The sequence below is a fragment of the Enterococcus sp. C46 genome (assembly GCF_040887565.1).
GTDB lineage: Bacteria > Bacillota > Bacilli > Lactobacillales > Enterococcaceae > Enterococcus_B > Enterococcus_B lactis.
This window is the reverse complement of record NZ_JBFOGA010000008.1, coordinates 32,160-52,739: the sequence shown is the minus strand read 5'-3', so window position 1 is coordinate 52,739 and position 20,580 is coordinate 32,160. Positions and strand designations below refer to the sequence as shown.

The following is a 20,580-nucleotide window of genomic DNA, read 5'->3' as shown; positions in this document are numbered from 1 at the left end:
TTAAAGGAGTAATTTATATGTTGAAAAAAGAAAGACAAGAACGAATCATTACGTTATTAGAGAAAGATTTTTATTTAACTAATTCAGAAATCGCTAACAAATTAGGCGTATCAGAAATGACCATACGCCGAGATGTCACTGAATTAGCAAAAAAAAATAAAGTAAAAAAGCTGTATGGCGGCGTTGAACGAAAGGAACCTTATAATCGAGAACTATCGACTCAAGAAAAGATTGATACGAATGTAGCCGAAAAAAAATATATTGGTCAAGTCATGAACAGTATAATTCCGGATAATTCTACTATTTATGTAGGCGCCGGTACAACAATCCTGTATGCACTCCCTTTCATTCAAAAGAAAAATCTATTTGTAATTACAAATAGTTTGATTGCTTTCAACTATTTGAAGAATCATTCTAGTTATCGGATTTTACTTACTGGTGGCGAATTTTCTCCTATTACAGAAGAGTTCATTGGGGAAGTTGCAGAAAGATCTTTTGAAAGTTTGAATGTCGATATCTCTTTCGCTGCAACAAATGGAATATTTGAAAACAATGTCACAACTGCTCAATTTATTGAGGGAAATATTCAAAATGCAGCGCTCAATGCAGCCAAAATCAAATGTATTGTTGCAGATTATTCAAAATTAAATAAATCAGATGTCTATACTTTTAGAAAATTAACCGATTTTGATTATCTAATAACCGATAATCATTTATCAGAACAAGATTTCCATCATTATTCAAAATACTTAACCATATTAAAGGAGCCAAAAAATGATACTGACAATCACGATGAACCCATCCATTGATTCCATTTATTTTACAAAACACTTTGAATTAGGTACGATGACACGCTTTGCTTCTCCGGTACGCTATGTAGGCGGCAAGGGAATCAATTGCGGACGAGCTTCTGCTTTACTAGGTTCATCAGTTATTTTAACGGGGTTTTTGGGCGGTTATTTTGGCGGTATGATTCAAGATATGCTGCAAAATGAAAATTTGTTTGATTTGCATTTTTTACCTATTGCAGAAGAATCAAGAGGTGCCGTCACCATCATGCATGATGGTGAAACGCAGACAGAGCTAGTGGAAGCTGGTCCTGAAATAGCAGATACTACTATCAAAAAATTAATGAATGATATCAAACAAATCAGCACAAATAATTACCTTTCAGTCATTACAATAAATGGTTCTGTCAACAATCAAGACCCCTTTTTGTATGCTAAATTATTACAATATATCAAAGAACAAATAGATCCTTCCATCTATATATTAATGGATATATCTGGACAACATCTCCGTGAAGTCTTAGCAAGTAAGTATAAACCGATGTTTATCAAACCTAATATCCATGAGTTTTCAGATATCATCCATCAAAAAATTACTAAAAAAAGCGATATAAAATACCATTTAAAAACAAATCCTTTATTTAAAGATATCGATGTTATCATGATTTCTTGCGGCTCGTATGGTGCAGTAGTCAAAGTAAAAGAAGAATTTTGGAATGTTGAGATCCCTAAGATTCCTGTCATTAATACAACAGGCTCTGGGGATGCCACTGTTGGAGGTTTTGCTCATTCATTAGAACAGAATTATCCTTTAAAAGAATGTGTAAGGTACGCAATGGCTTGCGGCATGTCAAATGCACAGCAATCAGAAGTCGGGAAAGTTATTCCAGCTGATGTAAAAAATCTAGCAAAAAGTATTAAAATCACAGAAATGAAATAAATAGTACAAAGTAAATAATTGTTTATATGAAATGAGACAAAAAAGAGCGTGAGACAAAAGTAAAAAACACTAATGATACCCCGCAGATATCAACCGATTCTATCTACTAAACGGAGTATATCGAATATTTTCTAAATGATGAATAAACAAACAATTTTTTCATTTATCTTATTTTCACTGCTCAATGGAATATCCAAAATAAGTACCCCTATCTATATGTTTATTCACAAAAAAACTCCAAAAGTCAGATTTTCAAGTCTAGCTTTTGGAGTTTGCTTTAAACTGATTATTAGAAGTGTTTATTTTTTCACTCAAGTATCCTGCACTTACAGAAATATCCTTTTTACCGCCAACCTAATTCTGGAGCGATATCTTTTACGATTGTTTCAAGCAAGTGCATGTTGTATTCTACCCCCAAAGTATTAGGAATCGTGACAAGTACTGTGTCTGCTTCTTTGATTGCTTCATCTTCAGCTAGCTCCTTGATTAATTGATCAGGTTCACCTGCAAAAGTTTTTCCAAAAATCGTCGGGTTCCGATGATAAGCAAGATAGCCGACAGCATCTTGTTGCGGACTACCGTCTTGTCCAAATAAGCGTCGATCCAAATCAGTGGTGATTGGCTGGATCGAGCGAGTGACCAATGTTCTTGGTTCAAAATCATGACTTGCTTGCTTCCACGCTTCTTTATACGCACGTAATTGGTTTGCTTGTTGGATATGGAACGGCTCATGGGATTCGTAATTGACTAATGTAGATGATTGCAGATTCATTCCATGTTGTGCTGCCCAGATTGCCGTTTGCTGTGAACCAGCTCCCCACCAGATTCTTTGTCGTAATCCTTCTGAATAAGGTTCAATCCGTAATTTTCCTGATCCTTGTGGGAACATTGGTTGAGGATTTGGTTCTGCAAATGTTTTTCCTTCAAGTAATTCCAAGAATTCAAGGGTGCGTTCCCGTGTTACCTCTTTGATTTCTTCTTCACTGTAATCATAACCAAAGTATTTCCAGCCATCTAGGACTTGTTCAGGTGAACCACGCCCCACTCCTAGTTGCACTCTTCCTTGCGTGATGATATCTGTCAATCCGGCATTTTCTGCCATATAATAAGGGTTTTCATAGCGCATATCGATAAGTCCTGTACCGATTTCGATCTTATTCGTCTTTGCGCCGATTGCAGCTAACAAAGGAAACGGCGACCCAATCTGAGGGGCAAAATGATGTACGCGGAAAAACGCTCCGTCTACTCCAATTTTTTCTGCTTCCACTGCTAAATCGATTGATTGCAAATAAGCATCTTGAGCTGTTTTCACGAGTGATCCTTGCTCCATCCAATGTCCAAAGCTTAAAAAGCCGATTTTTTTCAAGGTAGTGACCTCCTCCAACCCTACAAAAATGGAAGGTTTTTTATTTTTAATATGAACTGATTCTACTACTTTTTTTCTTAAAAGACGAATAATTGTTCTCGCATCATATTCAAGAAATCTATTGGCTTACTATACCCCTACTTCCTTCATCATCTGCCATGTCTTAATCTCTTTTAATAGTCTTTTCCATCGTTGTTTTTTGACTCAAAATGATTGTTTCTAACATGTATTTAAGGATGTGACACAACTTTGACCACATCCTCTTTTTTTTGTATTTAGTTTTCTACTTCTAAATAAATAGATAGAATTATTATAGATATAAAGGCAGTTTTTTAATATCTGCTTATTCATAACTAGACAACAAGGTTAAAATCTCTAGTGGATGATTGGATTGCATCAACTGTGCCATTTGTTCTGGTTGCTTTTCTAAATAGTGAATAACAGAAAAAATTTTTTTGAACTCTGCATGTTTCAAATCCTTTCTCTTTATTGCTAACAGCAGTACGATACGTATCTGTTCCCCATGCCATAGGATCGGTTCTTTCATTGTTGCAATAGAAATCATCGAATGTTTTACATACAGCGGATTACCGTGAGGAATCGTTACAAATGGTGCCACTCTAGTACTGGCGTGACGGTCTCGTTCCAAGACAGAATCGACGAATTCCGGCTCCACATAATGATGTTCTACTAAGACATTCCCCATAAAATTTAAAATATCTACTGGATCAGCCCATTCAAGATGAGGAAAGATCAAAAATGGATGAGTAAAGCTTGCTAGATCAAACGTTTTTTTCTTCTTGATAGGTACATGTTCCAGCATATATTTTGTCAGATAAGCCAGGTCAGTTTCTGTGATCATTGGTGAAATCTCGATTACTGGAATATTTGCATGTTTAAACGGTAATGTAGCTAAAATAAAATCAACAGGTGGAAAGTCTTCCCTCTCTAGTTCTGGCTTATATTCAATTAAATCTATAATCGTTAATTCCGGAAGTTCTCTGTTCAGCCGTGCTTCAAGAAAAGTAGCCATAGCTTTTGAATATTCACTAACTAAAACGGCTTGGTATCTTTTACTTTTCTGATGTTTGTGTCGCTCGATCGCCGCTTGGAAATGGATCGTTAAATAAGCTGTCTCATCTTGCGGAACATAAAAATTTTCTTTCTCAAAATAATCTTCTAGAATCAACTGTAAAACTAAAAAAAGTTGTGTGTACGTACTAAATACATTTTTCGTCAGTGGATTAGAAATCTGCAAGCCGTAATGGAGTCGAAAATAGGTCGAAGATAAATGAGACCTTAAGTTTTGTTTCAGTAACTGATCTTCTTTCAATGAATAACCTAAAAACTGCTCCACTTGTACAATCAAATGATCAGCAAGTGTACTAGATTCCTTTTGAAATCGTGTGGCTGCTTGTGAGTTTGTAAAAAGATTGGCGATACGTAAAGCCAGATAATTGATTTCATCAGGAGAAAATTCAATTGGGTAAATAGTAGCTAACTTTGCTAAGATCTGACTACTTAACTGCTGTGCTTGGGTATGCTCAACGACTTCATTTTCGTCTTTACTTAATTTCACTTTCTGGTACTGTTTCATTCGCTCAAGCATAAAATAGATATGAATCTCTACACTAGCCAGTCCTCCTGGTTGTTCTAGATGATTTTCATAGAAAACTTCTTTTAATGTATGTTGGATGACTTTTAACGTATCTTTGGCAAAAAATTCTTTCAACGAAGGACTTTGCGGATCTTCTTTCTGCATATTGCGTAGCGTCTTAACAAGCAGCTGTCTTTTTTCTTGTTCATCGCCTTTAAGAAAAGTGCCAAGTTTTGTTTTGGATACTAGCTGTAAATTATGGTACTCAAAAAAGCTTTTCAGCTCTGTCAATTCTTTACGAATCGTACGTTTTCCAACATATAGTTTTTCTGAAAGCTCTTCAAGACTAAATCCGTCTTTTGCTACTAGCAGATGGAAAATCAATAATTGACGAAGCTGGTTTTTATCCATTTCTGTTTGTGCCTCTTCATTAAGTGCTCGTTTCAATTGTTCCTTTTCGTGAGGCAGACCATTCAACAAGATTCCTGTACCCTTTTTTCTTTCAATCATCAAAGGCAGCTGTTTGTCCCTGAACCAAGTTTCGATGACATTCAAATCGCTATGAACCGTTCTTTCCGACACATGGAAATGCTCTGCTAGCTTTTTTATTGTGATATAATTATTCGTTTCAATTAATTGGTAAATCAAAGATTGCTGACGCTGATTCATAATAAGCAGAAACTCCCTTCCAAATAAAAAATCGATCATGATAACACATCTATTATGTCTCATCACGGTCGATTTTTCATCTTATGTTATTACATTTCACTTAATAATTGGTGAACCGCTGCTTTATCTGGCGCATCCATCAATGCTTGACGGAAATCATCATCCATCAATTTACGTGAAAGACGTTGCAGTATTTTCAAGTGCATATCTCCTTGGCTGTTTTCAGGTACAGCAATCATAAAGATCATATGTGCAAGTTTTCCATCTAAAGAATGCCACTCTACTCCATCTTGACTTCTGGCAAAAGCCACCGTTGGTTTACGAACATAAGCTGATTTTCCGTGTGGAATAGCGATTCCCATGCCGATTCCCGTTGTACTTTCCTTTTCTCTATCATAGATGACTTCTTTAAATCCGTTTTTATCTGTGATCGCCGCTGTTTTTTCTAAACGTTGGACTAAATCTTCGATTACTCCGTCTTTTGTTGTTGCTGTTTCTCCTAGAACGATTGCTTCATCTGACATAATATCCGTAATAGAATCAAACGTTTCAGGTTTTGTATAAACATCCCTTGTTTCAGATTCTGTTAAATCCGCTACCGCTACCCCATTTGCTGCAGCAACTGCAGTATGTTGTAATGTTGGTTTCAAGATTCTTAACATTAACACGGTGACAGCAATACCTGCAATCACTGCTACAAAAAACATGGCTACATGATCGACTGCTCCTAAAACTGCTACGATTGGACCGCCATGAGCGACATGATCTGTCACTCCTGAAAGCATTGCGATGACACTTCCTGTCATCGCTCCGACTACAATGCTTGGAATCACTCGTAATGGATCTGTTGAAGCAAACGGAATCGCACCTTCTGTGATCCCGAACAGCCCCATTGCTAAGGATGCCTTACCAGCTTCTCGTTCTGTTTTTGTAAATTTGGTTTTCAATGTCAATGATGCCAATCCTAATGCTAACGGAGGGATACAGATAGCTACAGCAATTGGACCCATAATGGAATAATTTCCTTCTGCAATCAAGCCAGATCCGAACAGAAAGGCTACTTTATTGAACGGTCCACCCATATCAAAAGCAATCATTGCTCCTAAGATCATAGCTAAAACAATTTCACTTCCTCCTTGCATCCCTGCTAAAAAGTGAGTCAACGAACTAAATAAAAGAGCTACTGGTTCTCCAATAACGTAGATAAACACAAAACCAACTGCCAATGATCCTAAAATTGGGATAACAATGATTGGCATAATCGATTGTAAAGCTTTCGGTACTCGTACTTTCTTGATTCCTAAAGCAATGAAACCTGCTAAAAATCCAGTGATGATTCCGCCTAAGAACCCTGCATTCGCATCACTACCATATAATGCGCCATTTGCTGCTAACATCCCCCCAACAAATCCAGGAACAAGTCCCGGACGATCTGCAATGCTTTGCGCAATAAATGCAGATAAGATTGGAACCATCAATCCCATAGCAATACTTCCGATACTATTCATCGTTGCCCAAATCGTTCCTTCTGGTATCTTGATTCCTTCAGGCGTCGCTGTTCCACCCAATGTTAATGAAATCGCGATCAATAATCCTCCTGTAACTACGAATGGCACCATATATGAAACACCATTCATCAAACTCTTATAGATTTTCTTACCTAAATTTTCTGATTCACTTTTATTTTCGGCAGAAATAGTGGTCTCTGTACTTTTATAGATTGGCGCTTTTCCTGCTAAAATCTCTCCTACCAATTCATCTGCATGATGAATTCCTTCTTGCACGCCTACGGTTATCAATGGTTTGCCGCCAAATCGTGTTTTATCTATTTTAGTATCCGCTGCGATGATTACACCAGCTGCTTCTTCGATATCTTTTGCAGTCAATTCATTTTCGATACCGATAGAACCATGTGTTTCGACTTTTACCTCGGCGCCAACTGCTTTCCCCGCCTTCTCTAAGTTTTCTGCTGCCATGTATGTATGGGCAATGCCAACTGGACAGGATGTGATTGCAATAATTTTTTTCATTTTCCTACCGCCTTTCTTTCTACACTTACAGTATATAAAAACGGTTTCTTTTTATTAAGCACAAAATGATTCCGTAATAACTGAAATTTTTGGAATAAATAGAAATTTCGCTAAAAAATTGATATACAATTTATTATGTTGAATAAAATACTATTGGAAAATCTTACATTTCTGTACTTCTGCTTACGTACATCTAAATTATTATCTACATTAACAATTTCCGTAATTAATTATAAAAAGCTTATTCCATTTCATTCTGGAATAAGCTTCTTATTTTCTAATGAGTTAGTGAATAATTTTTTTTACCATGCTTAATAGTATCCTTACGTTTCCTATACGCGTATCTCCTGTTTCTTTATCTATAATTGAACTGTAAACATGAGGAATCACTTTTTTTACACCTGCATCGATTGCAATTTTCAGAATTTCTTCAAAGTTTGAAAGATCAATTCCTCCTGTTGGCTCTAAATAGAAATCATATTTTGCGCAAGCTTCCGCAACTGCTTTAAATTCTTCCCTATGTGCTAAGCCTTTCATCGGGAAATACTTGATTGAAGTACCTCCCATGTCTTGCAGCATTTGAATGGCAGTTTCAATAGGCACTTCAGCTGCTGGCGCTTGTGAACTTAACGGACCTGTAGCAATATTGACATAGCCAATCTTACCTGTTGGTGAAACCAATCCATTGATGACCGTATCATTTTGGCCCAATAAAGCACGAGAAGTCCCCACGCCAGTAAATACTTGATTGACATGTTGTGGTTGTAAAACCCCAGATAAACGCGAAACCATCTGACTTTGGTTTGGATCTCCAGCGCCTAATCCAACTGACAACGCATTATTGGTGGCGTCTTGGTACCTTTTCATATCTTCGATTGCTGCTTCATCGCTAGCATAATTTTTCGATAGCACACCTAGTACGACATGCCCTTCCGCTGCTTCATAGCATGCTTTTGCATTTTCAACTGAATGAGCTAATACATTTAAACATACCCGATTTTTATAATAATTTGGGATAACTGACAATTTAAAAGCCTCCTACATGATTTCTCTCAATCTTTTTATGATTTTTTCCATTTCGTTTTGGCTGACGGAACGAATGTCGAACTCAATGATTCCGTTATTTGCTTGATATTCTCGAGTGTAGACTGCTGGATTTCGTGCTTTTAATTCCTGAATGACTTCTTTCGCACTTTTATCACCATTAATCGTTACACTTGCTCGATAAATATCTCTGCCGGCACCATCTTGAACTATTTTCGCTGATAGGTCAGGAAGTTGATTGATTGCGTTAACAAAAGGCGTTAATCGTTGCTTCATGGAGTCACCGGATTCGCTCCCATTTTTTAAATAATCTTCTAGTGCCTGGGTAAGGCCTAAAATATTATCTTTACCGATTTTCATTGCTCGGCCAATACCTTTAGACTGTAGCCGAATCCATTGAATATACTTCTTTTTTCCTATGACCAGTCCGGCACTCGGACCTTCGATTGCTTTTGCCCCAGAGTAAATCACTAAGTCAACGCCCATTTCGCTATATTTGAATAAATCTTCTTCCGCAGCTGCATCAACGATCAATGGCAAACGATGAGCTTTGGCAACTTCTACCATTTCTGCCACCGTCAGCATACTTTTCTGAACTGCATGATGACTTTTAATATATAGAAGCGCAGCAGTTTTTTCCGTAATCATCATGGAAACATGTTCCGGTGTACACATATTTGCATAGCCAGCTTCTATGACTTTTCCTCCACCTTGAGCAACCATTACTTCAACCGGTGTCCCATAATCTACATTATGTCCCTTAGGTATGATGATTTCCCGTCTAGCGATTTTTTCTGTATAGGGATGATAGACATGGTACATGTTGCCCTGTCCGATTAAAGCAGCAACAGATTGAGCTATCCCTGCTGAAGCAGAAGAAACGATTTGCGCATCTTCCACTTTCAGTAATTGAGAAAGATAAGCGCCGGTTTTGATGGCAAGATCACTCATCTCAAAAAAATGCTCGCCTCCAAATCGTTGTGCTGCTAGGACACTTTCAGATACCTTAGAAACCCCTAGGATCGTCATTTTTCCCGATGCATTGATGACTTCTTTTAAATCAAACTTTCCATAGCTAATTGTCATATATGACGCCTCCAATAATTGTTTTAATCGGTAAAATTTGTTCTTTAGCTATACGTGTAAATCCGTTGGAATCTTTCAATTCCTTTTCATTTTCAACAATCTCAAATATCGTCAAATCTGCATCATAATTGACAGCTAACTGGCCCTTATTCTTCAAATGAAAATTCCGTGCAGGAACTGCTGTAACTTTTTCAATGATTTCTTCCCAAGAATAGCCGACTACCCTCAATTTTTCTAAAGTAGTTGCTAGATCAAAAACTGGGCCATTTGTACGATTGCGGATGTAGATATCCGTACTAATAGAGGTAGCTTTCATTCCTGCTTTTAGTGCGGTTTCTGCCACATGGAAATTAAAGCTATCCGTCCCATGTCCAATATCAAAGACAACACCATTATTGTAAGCATCCCAGACAAAGTTTTTAATTTGATCTGTCTTTGGATCTAAAATACCGTTTGGTTTTCCATTAAAACAATGGGTCAATACATCGCCTCTTTCCATTCTTGACAATACTTCTTCTAACTCAGGAGGTGCAGAACCGATATGAACCATCAATGGCAGATCATTGTTTTCTGACTGGATTTTTTTAGCTAATTCTAATGGCTTAATGCCATTTTCACCAACAACTGTCTTACTCATTCTCGCTTTGATCCCGACAATAAATTCCGGCAGTTCTGCTAACGCAGTACTTACTAGATCTTCTTGAATCTTTGTTAGATCAGCAAGTTCATCTTGTTTGACAATGCCCCATTTAGAGATATTCATTAGCGCATACACATTTGTCTTGACCGATTTCGTCAATTGATAAAATTCACGGATGTTTTCTGCTCCCGTAGTTCCAGCATCAATGACCGTCGTCACACCTTTTTCGACCCCTATCTGATCAGGATAGTCATAATAAAGATTCATCTTTTCATAGCAGTGGACATGATCATCGATCCACCCAGCGGATAAATAATACTTTCCCTCCAAGTCAACTACTTCTTGCGCCGGCTGATTTATTTCTGTTGCAACTGCTTTAATCATGCCTTTTTCTATAGCGACCTCTATCTTAGATCCATCAACCAACCTTCCATTTTTAATCAAAGTATCAAACATTTAATGACCCTCTTTCTATTAATTTACTGCCGGGAAGATTGCTCCTAAAATCATTGCTCCTAAAATAGCACCTCCAGCAATTGGTTTTTTCCAAGCATAGAATCCTAGTGCTCCTAATGTAGCGCCAATGCCGATTGGAATAGATGCTGCACACGCGCTTAATATAATTAATGGACCCAAAAAACGTCCAGATGAATTTCCTGCCCCCATCATGACGTCAGCACCAAAAGTGGAATTTGATTGATTGATCGTAAATTTACGAATCAAGACAATGATGCCACCAACAATCAAACCTAGAACCAAACCAGTCAATAAAGAGAGTGCAAAATTATCGATTGGTGCCGCTATTTTCATACTTAAGAGAATTGCTGGTACCCCTATTCCGATCCCAGTTAGGATCGAACCGCCTAAGTCCAAGATCCCAACTAAAGAGCCTTCTAAAATTCTGGCAAATAAGAAACTAGCACCAAACGCTGCCGCTGCGCCATAGGATCCGCCATCCAGCCCGGCTTTTAACATCGCCACGATCGAAACTTCATTGAATGCACCCACACCATACATCACATACATGTGTGTTCCTGCAAATACAGCAGCGGACATAATTCCTACGATTAGCGGAAAAGACCAGTCTGCAAACCAAAAGCTCTTTTGCCGCTTTACTTCTAATACTTTTGCTTGTTCTTCTGTTGTCTCCATGATTCTCCTCCTATTTCACACTAAAGATGTTGTGCAAGTTATCAAGCCAATTAGGCACTTGAAGCTGGAAGCTCTTGATCATTTCCATATCAAATCCACGGAAAAATCCACTGAAAATAAATAATAAAACAATAGCGATCATCATGCTCTTCGTGACGCGATTCCAACCGCTCTCATCGACGCCTTTACCAATCAAGATTCCTAGAACAACACCAGGTACCGCATTTCCCATGATCAATTGCGCGATACCGCCAAAAAGAGTGCCCCAAAAACCAGTTCGTTTCCCTGCGTCTAAAGCTGCCAACCAAAAAATAACTGGCATTACTGTATTGATCAGAATCGTCGCCGCTGGTACCAAAACGGAAACCGCCGTCACTTGTAACGCCTCTGGAATTGCTGCAGCTGTTGTGTTTAAGAAGGCTACCACCCCTGCCCCGATAACCGCTCCAATGATCCCCATTTTTTTCGGATCATGCATGGTCTGGGTGACATCTTTGTTTTTTGCTAGAAGTGCTGCCGCTGCCCAATTGGGAATGATTCGATGCGTCACATCTTGTGTGAATGCACCAGCACCAACTGAAGAAGCCCATGCATTAAAGAAAAAGCCTAAACCAAATGAAAAATGAGAAGCTGGATCACCCATGCAGGCATTCATTTCGCCTAATGTTCTAAAAGCTCCTAAACCTTGTGTATTAGGTGCATGAAACATTCGAGCTGCCCCGACAGATGCTGCAAAACCAAGTAATCCCCCGATAATAACCGATTTGACTAGAATGATTACGAAATCCACGTTATTCTTTCCCCCTTATAATTCAAAATTAGATTTTTTTAGTTACAAATGGAATGGCAATCCCATTTGGATCTTCAGTCATTTGCTGGCTGAACGATATGTCTGCCAATTTTATTTCTGTTACAGCCACAGTAACAGAAAGTTCGACTTCATAGCTGATACGTTGCCGTGGGAAGAAGAAAAATAGAAAGCGTTCTGTGTATTTGTTTTCGACCGCCTTTAAAATATCCACATTGACTGGTTCGATTCGCAATAATACGTTTGATTGTTCCATTATTTTGTTTTGAATTTCTGCTAACGCTGATGCAAAAGCATGTTGCTTTGTTTCCCCTTTACCGGAGACGATAACTTTTTGCTGAATTGTCTTTTGAACGCTCATTTCATGTCCCTCTTTCTATTTTCCATGCTTTTTGATAAATTCTTCTGTCAGACGTTTCCCTAATTCCTCTTGATCCATAAAGCCGAAACCTAGAACAGTTTTGCCATCCTTGATAGCTGTGATCCCTTCTTCAATCGAACGCATACCATGTCGTTCTGGATAGCCATATTTTGTTGCTGCTGTTAATGCACCTGCACCACCACTACCACAAAAAGAGATACCCATATCTGCATGCTCTTGTTGCATCACATCGCCCAAACGCATATCTGCCCCCATTCCTGGTACGACAACTGCTTTGCCGCCAGCTGCTTCTACCCCTTTGGCCACATTTTGTCCTTTACCCATACGGTCTGCAATAACTACTGTAATCATGATTGTTCCCTCCTAAATATTAATTATTTTTTGCTGTTTCAAAATGAATCGACAAAACATATATTTCATCATCGGTTAAATTACCGATACTTCTAACTATTTCATCAGAAATAGTTATGGCTTCTTTGGATACTTCTTTGAACAAATCCCGATCGACTACGGGAATCGTTTCCTTTCTTTGAGAACGTTTCAGCATCTCATTCAAGTGATTAATTAGAATGGTCCACTGCAACTCGGTTGGTACAATAGCATGTTCTACTAATCGCTCTTCAATTAGATCAATCACTTGTTTTAACTTTTCCCGATTTTGACTTTCCTCGATAATTTTTAAAGCCTCGTCTGACATTTTCACTAACTTGACGCTCCTTCTTTTATATATGAGAATAATGCACTGATTTCTGACTGATTGATTCCTAAATTATTTTCTGCAAAAACTGCTTCGATTTTTCCTACCAGTGTTCCTTTGTCTAAAATAATCTGATCTACTTGACGACCTTCTGCCATATATTGTTGATCAAATGTGATACGATGAACCATTAAGAATACATGAAGCAAAAAAGCTTCTCGATATTCTTGGATCAATTCTGCTTCCAAAATGACAAGTAAACATTCATAAATCGTATAAGCTTTCAAAATCAATTCCTTGCTAAAGTCTTCTAAAGTATCTTTATTGATGGACGTTTCTCTAAGATTCAAGTTATGCCTTTCCTGCTGATTGGAAGAAGCTAGTATTTTTTTTATTATTTGTTGAATTTTTTTCAAGTCCTGTTCAGTGGGTAATGGATGGACTTTGATGAAAGGACGATCGATGCCATTGATTGGAAAAATACTAATCACCAAATCAGGATCTTTGGTAGCAATCATTTCTTGCGCATTCAATACTGAAGCAAATGCCACGATAGTGATATTATTTAATTCTTCATTGATCTTTTGCTTGATCAGACTAGTCACACCCAACCCTGTTGAACAAATGTAGACGGCTCTAACGCTTCGTAGATCTTCTTCTCTTTCGTAGGAAACCAAAAAGTGTAAGGCAATATATGCCACGAAAGAATCATTGATCAGAATATTTTGTTCACTTATTTCTTGTCGAACTGCTTGCTTGATTGCATCAAATAATTCCGGGTATTTCTGCTTGATATCTTCTTTAAAAGGATTATATTCATTGACAAATTTTTTCTTTCTCGATAATCGCATAGATAAATGAGCATACAGATTCGTCAACAATTGTGGATCTTGATAAAAAGAATGGTTGATTGCTTTACTTACTTTATAAATCACATTCTCAACTAGTTTCATAACGTCTTGCTGGTGAATCGTGTCGAATGTATCACTATAGATATAATGATATTCATCCTCGAACAGTGGCAACTGATAATAATCAAAGACCTGCTGCATGACGCGATAAGAAAGATCGTTTTTGTCTAATTCTTGTTCAGCAACCAATTGATAACGACCAATCGTAGCCTCTTTACGTAAGCGAACGGTAGCAATTGTCACTCGAATCAGAATATTTAGTAATTCCGCGTAATTCAGTTTCTCTAGATTTTCAAATTCCAGTAAGTGCCGCATTCGAATGATTACTTGATTAAATACCTCTTGGATAGGTGTAGCAGTAGCAGAATACATTTCAAAGTATTCAGTCTCACCGCCGTTCAATAACAATGACATTAATTTATAAATGTCATAATCCGTGAACTCTTTTTGAAGAATCTCTTCAATCGTTAATCGAACTAGACGTTCTTCTCCTGTGATCCAAAAACCCTTTCGCGCCTGACGATTCAAGGTCAATCCTTCCTTAAGAAAATTATTTTCCAGCACATCTAAATCATTCATGATCGTATCTTTGCTGACATCTAATGCGTTGGCCATTTTCATTCCAGTAATAGCTTCTTTTGTTACTAAAAGCATAATTAGTAAACGTTTGATTCGGAGACTTTGATCTGCAAATATTTCAAAACGATTAACATCCATCAATTCGCTTTTTAATTTGATTCGATCAGAGCTACTAATATTCATCCAAATTCCCTGACTACGTTTGCTATATAGGACTTGCTTCCGTTCATTCAGCCACTCTCTTATATCATCTAGATCGTATTTTATCGTCCGAACACTAACATTTTCTTTTTCAGCCAACTTTTTGATTGTTACCGGTTCAGACATTTCCACCAAGTAAATCAAAAGCTGCCTTTCTCTTTTTGTTAGCTGCTGCATTATCATCTCTCCTTACATTGCTAATATAAGCGTTTTCTAAACTAACAACAATATGAAATGTTTGCACTTAACTAAGTGCAACTTATAGCTTTTTAACTAAACTTACAGAGTTTATCTATTATAAAGACGACTACATGTACTGTTAAAATACGTTTTTTATTGCACTAAGTCGTAATATAAATAATCAAACGCTTTTTCAAATTTCTTAAACTAAAAAATTGAGAACAGCTTTCAATATCTTAAACCGTATATTCTCTAAAAATATCATGGCTTACACGTTCTATCCTAAATAAAGTTTGACTGGATCACCATACAAAAATTAAACTCCATGTAGAATAATACGCGGCTGACGAATTCCTACATGAAGCTTATCTATGACTATAAATATTTAAAAGTAATGAATAAAACTAATCAATGATACACGTTTATTGGTATTGATCATACTCAAATAAAAAATATTCAAACAGATGGATTCATACTTTCTATCCCACTAAAATTTCATAAAGTATATATAATTCCCATGTCGATATTTTGATTTTATAAAACTGTTCCAAAGTATAGAAAATCGTTTGTGTATTTTGATAAAACAATTTGTTGTTGATTTTCAGCTGGTTGATATCTTCTGGGACTGGATAGTCTTCTGCACCAAGTATCGTTCGTTCGACCATCAAAGCTAGATGCATCATTAAATTGAACTTCATTTTAGCATTCAACTGAAGACTGAATCTTTTCTCGCACTTTTCTACTACATCTTCTACTTGTCGGATAATCACATCAGGGTTTAAAAATTCGAGTTTTTCAGATAAACCTTCTTTTGAAAAGAAATGGATGAATTCGTTCGTTAATAATGGAACACTACTAGGATGAATTAGGTTTCTCAATTGTCTATTCAATTTATTCTCTGCATCTTCATCCAAAACATCAATTAGATTAATACTAGGAACCGGGGTTGTGTTATCCAGATAGGAAGTTGTCAAGATCAACGCCGTCTCTTTCAAATATCCTTCTTCCGAAGAAGCTCGTTCTAATGTGCTCACTAATTCTCCGTAGTTTAATACGATTAGCTTAATGTCAGGATTAAAGTATTTTTCACAGATCATTTTTATTTTCTTCGCAATATCACGACCAGATATACTAGAAATAATGACATTTTTTTCTACAGCAAAACCTTCAAAATACTGGATATTCGTTACAAAATCACTTTCTGCCGTTTTTGCAATCTCATAAAAAAGATTTCCATTGATTAGTTGCTGTCCAATCTCTAGTGCATAAGAGGTAGTTAAATTATTAATAACTAATAATTCTCCTAAAATTTGAGGCTTCAAGCTCTTATATAAATGAGTTAATGAGCCCATATCCACAAGCATGATCACTCCTTCAGATGTATCTCTTTCTGAAAGCCAATCATTAACTTTTGTGATAATATCTCTAGCAGAAGATGATAAAGGCATATTGATAGCATCAAAAACGTAATCTCCACACATTTTATTTGCCACAGCTTGAATACTACTAGCAGTCGCATTTCCATGAGCTACTAGTAATGCTTGGTAACGGATGTCTTCTGAGACCTTGCCAATCAGCATTACACCTAAGAAGAAAGTAACAAAGGGGCGAATTTCTAGAGGAAGCTCTCTTGTGAGATTAGTAGTTAAAAGTATAGTTCTAGGATACTGTTTTGATAGTAGATGTATTTTTTCTTTTAAATTTTTTTCTGGTAGTTTTCCTTTTAAAATTTGTAGTAACCTACAAACAATTTCAAGGGGTTCTAGCGTCATCGCTTCATTGTCGATGATTCTACGATTTTGTTTTTGGATGCTTGTTTTCATACTTAAAGACAAACTATCATTTGACAAAGTCACTACATTTTCTAAGTATTGACTATCAAATTTTTGTAATTTTTCTTTTAATTCAGCAAATTCATTTATATCTAATATAGGCATCAGTCTCTCTGCAAAAATCTGGTATTCCTCAATAGATGGACTAGATGTAGAGGGGTAAGTTATTTTAACTGTTGTTTTCTTATCTTGACCTATAAATAATGTTTGACTATGAGGTGTCAGCCTTAATGCATCAGCACAACTCATCCTTACCTGATTTGATAAGCTTCCAATATTACCTGAAAGTTCTTGTGTTGTTAAGGCAAAAAAATTCTCGTTTGAAATAACTATATTCTTTTTTATTCGCTTTGCTTCTCGTTCAAACAAATATTTGACTAGCTCTATACGCTCAAATATTGGTCGTTCATGAAAAGCTGGTAATTCAACAATAACGGAAATACGTCGATAAAATGTCGGTAATAGTGCTTCTTCAGGCTTTTCAGTCGTTGCAAATAATAATCGAACATTCGAAGAAATCATTTCTGCTTCTTCGCCGATAGGCCGAAAATTCCCTGTATCCATAAATTGAAATAGTTTTTCCTGATTCTCGTGAGATAATCGATGTACTTCGTCTAAAAATAAAACACTATCATCAGCTTGCGCTAAAAGACCAACCTTTTCTTTTTCTGCTCCTGTAAAAGCACCTTTTGTGTGTCCGAATAGAATAGAAGATAATAACTCAGGGTTATTAGCGTAATCTGCACAATTGAAGACAAAGAAATTTTTTGTTCCTTTACACTTTTTTTCTTTAAGATATTTAAAAATTAAGTGTGCTAAAAAACTTTTTCCAACTCCACTTGCTCCGTGCAAAAGAAGTGGTAATCCTAATGGTGGATACAATACTGCTGCCTTACACGTCTCAATTGCTCGTTTAGCACTACCATTATTTCCAATATACTGAGCAAACGCATCTTTCACGCCTTTATTTTCTGATTCAGCAATTGACCAGTACACTGGTTTTGTTCCGCTTTTTTGTATTTCATTTTTATCTAATAATTCATTCAAATATAAGCTTGTTGCTGAGCGGCTTAATGAGATAGAATCAGCAATCTCCTGTGTTGTCAAGGTAGTTGCTCCAGATAATAAATTCAGTAACTGCTCTCTCGTTTCTTGTCGCATACTCAAACCTCCTCATAAAAAATATAGTATATGATAAGAAATGGAAATGCCATATCCTCCAAAAAGACTTACAGCAGATGGAATACTAAAAAATCAAAACTACTGCAGTCAGAGTGTATCAAATCATACTCTTAGCTACAGTAGTTTTTCCTATGGGACACGGCTCTACTTATTTCGAACGTAGTAATTGAGATAATATCAAGGTGGCTGCTTCATTGTCGGTTTTAGCTTGTAGAATCTCTGCTGCTTCATCATCAACAAAATGATTCAACCAGATCGGACACCAGCCGGCTAATCTAGATGGAATAACATCATTTTGATAACTATCCCCTAAATAATAAATTTTTGTTATCTTTTCTGGCAATTGTTTAGAAACTTTTCGAAAACAGCTTACACTTGGTTTTGCATCACCTAACTTTTCTGAAATAAATTGCCATCTCGGTTCGATAAAACGATCAAGTTCTAATTGATCTAGTTTACTTTGCTGTTGCTGAGTGAATCCATTTGTTATAATTCCGCATAGAATTCCACTTTTTTTCAAAACACTTAAAAGTAAAGACATTTCAACTGACAAAGTCTGTTTGCTTTGGCATAAATGATAGTAAGCATCTAATTCAGATAAATTGGTATTCTTCTTTGAATTTAATGTTTCCATCACTAGTAACCATCGTTCGTCTTTCTTTTTTTTATCTAATTTTCCTTCTTGATAAAACTTATAAATCTTTTCGCTATGACAGCGGAATTCATGATAAAGACGCTTTAAAAAAGGTTCTTCGAGGAAAGAGTCAGGATAGTACTTTCGGATGGTACATTTGAAGGCACTATAATTGTCTAATAATGTATCATCAATATCGAAAAAAACAGCAGTGTTTTCTAGCATATCCCTAACAGTCCTAATATAATACCTAAAAACATAATACCAAACATTACTACATTTACGTTGACTTTTTTCCGTAATAACCAAAATGCAAATAACGTCACCGCTAATGGTACGATGCCTATAAATAATTGATCAAGGTAATCTTGAATTTTCATCACTTCTTTGCTGCCTTCCACGCTCACTTCTAAGATGGTCTTGAATTTGACATTCGATGCTGTCATTGATCCCATCATCATTAAGCCCAACATACTTGAAGCTTTTGTCAAAATTTTCATTCCACCTGATTCATACATTCGTTGAATAAAACTGGCACCCACAGAATAACCGCTATACAGTGCGTAATAGTGAATGAGAAAAGCCGGAATATTATAAATCAATAAAAATATGATTGCACCTAGCGGAGAACCAGTTGCTGCTAAAGAGATACCGATACCCGCTGCGATTACCCGTAAAATTCCCCAGAAAAATGAATCTCCAATACCTGATATTGGTCCCATTAATGATGCTTTAACAGCAGTGATTGAACTGGCGTCAAAATGTTCATCTTCACTATTTTGCTTTTCCATTGAAGCAACTAATCCCATAATGAAATTATTAATATGCATCGTTGCATTGAACCAGGTTGTATGGCGAACAATTGCCTCTGCACGTTCTTCTTTTGTTTGATAAAAACGATTGATAACTGGCAGCAGCGTATAAATGACGCCTACTGCGTGGTATTGCGTTGCTCCAGTACGACTGGCATTCATCGTCCATGAACGCCAAAAGACAGAACGCATCATTTTCTTTTCTTCTTTTGTCAAGTTTTCTTGGAATCTCATGCGAAAAAGTCCTCCTCTTCTTCTGCTTTTGTCATTAGCCCTTTGTCATGCCTATTACCATTTTTACCAACCTCTCTAATTTCAATATCCCGCTGAGCGCTGACAACACAGATAACAACCCCAATCACAGCAACAGCCACTGCCGGCAGTTGTAAGTAAGCGGTTAGAACAAATCCAAGGATATAAAAAACAGCTAACTTATTGTCCCATAAGAGCTTCATCAACATGGCAAATCCAACAGCAGGCAACAACCCTCCAGCTGCACTAAGACCATTCATTAGACTTTGAGGGATATGTTCAACAAAGGAATTTACCGGACCACTCCCAGCTAAAATTCCAATGAAAGAAATAGATGCAATGATTAAATAATAGATCACCCATGTACCAAAATGTAGCGTAAGGATCATTTTTTGGTTATTTTCACGTGCAGCTTTATCTAAAGCTGGAGCAAAGATATTCATGAAAACATTTTTCAAAAACATAACGACAAATGCAGCTAACATACCAATTGGCACAGCGAGAGTCATTGCTGCTTTTTGTTCTACATTAGAAATGATGGCGAAAGTTGTAGCTAAAGTTGTGGCCGTTACTGGCTCTGCTGCTATCACTCCGCCAATATTTACATTTCCTAAAAATACGGCTTCCAAAGAGGCTCCCATCAAAATACCCGTTTTCATGTCCCCCATTAAAATACCTGTAACGAGACCTACTACTAATGGACGTTCCATCATACTTTGTCCAGTCAAATAGTTACCCGCAAAACAGATAAATACTGCTAAAGCTGCCATAGTTGCGTGCATTAACATATTTTATTCC

The 20,580-nt window shown here is 36.8% G+C and carries 18 protein-coding genes; 2 read left to right on the top strand and 16 right to left on the bottom strand.

Features of this window, described 5'->3' with window-relative positions:
- The first annotated feature begins 17 nt into the window (after positions 1–17).
- Complete coding sequence (locus tag AB3I27_RS11270; RefSeq protein ID WP_104760022.1) at positions 18–809, top strand: DeoR/GlpR family DNA-binding transcription regulator; 792 nt, start codon at positions 18–20, stop codon at positions 807–809.
- On the top strand, positions 775–1,728 hold the full coding sequence (locus tag AB3I27_RS11265; RefSeq protein WP_002309657.1) for a 1-phosphofructokinase family hexose kinase: 954 nt from the start codon (positions 775–777) through the stop codon (positions 1,726–1,728). The genes AB3I27_RS11270 and AB3I27_RS11265 overlap by 35 nt, the downstream gene beginning before the upstream one ends.
- A gap of 343 nt (positions 1,729–2,071) precedes the next feature.
- On the opposite strand, the gene AB3I27_RS11260 is transcribed toward AB3I27_RS11265, so the two are convergent.
- From AB3I27_RS11260 to AB3I27_RS11185, 16 genes are all read right to left on the bottom strand, one after another.
- A complete protein-coding gene (locus tag AB3I27_RS11260) occupies positions 2,072–3,094 on the bottom strand; it encodes an LLM class flavin-dependent oxidoreductase (RefSeq protein ID WP_104771492.1) in 1,023 nt (340 codons plus the stop codon).
- Positions 3,095–3,437: 343 nt separating this feature from the next.
- Positions 3,438–5,360, bottom strand: a complete 1,923-nt coding sequence (locus tag AB3I27_RS11255) for a BglG family transcription antiterminator (RefSeq protein ID WP_002309660.1) — start codon at positions 5,358–5,360, stop codon at positions 3,438–3,440.
- Between the two features lie 89 nt (positions 5,361–5,449).
- Positions 5,450–7,390 (bottom strand): PTS fructose transporter subunit IIABC, encoded by a 1,941-nt coding sequence (locus AB3I27_RS11250; protein WP_002309661.1) that lies wholly within the window; start codon positions 7,388–7,390, stop codon positions 5,450–5,452.
- 285 nt (positions 7,391–7,675) lie between these two features.
- Positions 7,676–8,416, bottom strand: coding sequence for a KDGP aldolase family protein (locus tag AB3I27_RS11245; protein WP_222896836.1), 741 nt, complete (start codon positions 8,414–8,416; stop codon positions 7,676–7,678).
- Between the two features lie 12 nt (positions 8,417–8,428).
- Positions 8,429–9,520: a DgaE family pyridoxal phosphate-dependent ammonia lyase gene (locus AB3I27_RS11240; RefSeq protein ID WP_002320339.1), complete on the bottom strand. Its 1,092-nt coding sequence runs from the start codon at positions 9,518–9,520 to the stop codon at positions 8,429–8,431.
- Positions 9,510–10,616 carry an amidohydrolase/deacetylase family metallohydrolase gene (locus AB3I27_RS11235; RefSeq protein WP_070770684.1) on the bottom strand — a complete coding sequence of 369 codons (1,107 nt, stop codon included), beginning with the start codon at positions 10,614–10,616 and terminating at the stop codon, positions 9,510–9,512. Before AB3I27_RS11235 ends, AB3I27_RS11240 begins: the two co-directional genes overlap by 11 nt.
- A gap of 18 nt (positions 10,617–10,634) precedes the next feature.
- Positions 10,635–11,312 (bottom strand): DUF4310 family protein, encoded by a 678-nt coding sequence (locus tag AB3I27_RS11230; RefSeq protein WP_002309665.1) that lies wholly within the window; start codon positions 11,310–11,312, stop codon positions 10,635–10,637.
- Positions 11,313–11,322: 10 nt separating this feature from the next.
- Positions 11,323–12,102 (bottom strand): DUF4311 domain-containing protein, encoded by a 780-nt coding sequence (locus AB3I27_RS11225; protein ID WP_002309666.1) that lies wholly within the window; start codon positions 12,100–12,102, stop codon positions 11,323–11,325.
- A gap of 28 nt (positions 12,103–12,130) precedes the next feature.
- Positions 12,131–12,481, bottom strand: a complete 351-nt coding sequence (locus AB3I27_RS11220; RefSeq protein ID WP_002288312.1) for a DUF4312 family protein — start codon at positions 12,479–12,481, stop codon at positions 12,131–12,133.
- 15 nt (positions 12,482–12,496) lie between these two features.
- Positions 12,497–12,853 (bottom strand): glycine-rich SFCGS family protein, encoded by a 357-nt coding sequence (locus AB3I27_RS11215; protein WP_002291791.1) that lies wholly within the window; start codon positions 12,851–12,853, stop codon positions 12,497–12,499.
- Positions 12,854–12,872: 19 nt separating this feature from the next.
- Complete coding sequence (locus AB3I27_RS11210) at positions 12,873–13,205, bottom strand: PRD domain-containing protein (protein WP_002291790.1); 333 nt, start codon at positions 13,203–13,205, stop codon at positions 12,873–12,875.
- Positions 13,205–15,067 carry a PRD domain-containing protein gene (locus tag AB3I27_RS11205; RefSeq protein WP_104771489.1) on the bottom strand — a complete coding sequence of 621 codons (1,863 nt, stop codon included), beginning with the start codon at positions 15,065–15,067 and terminating at the stop codon, positions 13,205–13,207. Before AB3I27_RS11205 ends, AB3I27_RS11210 begins: the two co-directional genes overlap by 1 nt.
- Positions 15,068–15,549: 482 nt before the next feature.
- A complete protein-coding gene (locus AB3I27_RS11200) occupies positions 15,550–18,063 on the bottom strand; it encodes a sigma 54-interacting transcriptional regulator (RefSeq protein ID WP_002345037.1) in 2,514 nt (837 codons plus the stop codon).
- A gap of 169 nt (positions 18,064–18,232) precedes the next feature.
- Positions 18,233–18,943 (bottom strand): HAD family hydrolase, encoded by a 711-nt coding sequence (locus AB3I27_RS11195; RefSeq protein WP_002320344.1) that lies wholly within the window; start codon positions 18,941–18,943, stop codon positions 18,233–18,235.
- Positions 18,937–19,764 (bottom strand): PTS system mannose/fructose/sorbose family transporter subunit IID, encoded by an 828-nt coding sequence (locus AB3I27_RS11190; protein WP_065772728.1) that lies wholly within the window; start codon positions 19,762–19,764, stop codon positions 18,937–18,939. The genes AB3I27_RS11195 and AB3I27_RS11190 overlap by 7 nt, the downstream gene beginning before the upstream one ends.
- Positions 19,761–20,570 carry a PTS mannose/fructose/sorbose/N-acetylgalactosamine transporter subunit IIC gene (locus tag AB3I27_RS11185; RefSeq protein ID WP_002320346.1) on the bottom strand — a complete coding sequence of 270 codons (810 nt, stop codon included), beginning with the start codon at positions 20,568–20,570 and terminating at the stop codon, positions 19,761–19,763. The genes AB3I27_RS11190 and AB3I27_RS11185 overlap by 4 nt, the downstream gene beginning before the upstream one ends.
- Between the last annotated feature and the right edge of the window lie 10 nt (positions 20,571–20,580).